1 protein-coding gene is annotated in these 268 nt (G+C 57.1%); it reads right to left on the bottom strand.

Annotation, left to right across the window (positions count from 1 at the left end):
* A partial coding sequence (locus K0H47_RS26290; protein ID WP_219273862.1) for an immunoglobulin-like domain-containing protein occupies positions 1-268 on the bottom strand: 268 nt, incomplete at both ends.

The raw sequence follows: 268 nt of genomic DNA, 5'->3' as shown, positions 1-268 counted from the left end.
CCGCCTTCAGTAATGGCGGTGTCAGTGGTGCTCAACTTAACGGTCGTGGTGTCGATCGAGTCGGTGATGGTGGTGACAGCTGGGTGGCTGTTATCCGGAACCAGCTTCTCGAAGTTGCCGCCAGTGGCTGTGGTGATGGTTGTGCTGACGGTGGAACCGTTGTTGTAAACGTCGTTGGCTGGCGTTTGGAAAACCACAGTGCCGGTGGTTTTGCCGGAATCAATGGTAATCACCTGGCCGTTGGACAGGGTCACGGTGACCGGCGCAT

It is taken from the genome of Pseudomonas sp. Xaverov 83 (assembly GCF_019352905.1).
Classification (GTDB): Bacteria; Pseudomonadota; Gammaproteobacteria; order Pseudomonadales; family Pseudomonadaceae; genus Aquipseudomonas; species Aquipseudomonas yamanorum.
This window is presented reverse-complemented; position numbering and strand designations above follow the sequence as displayed.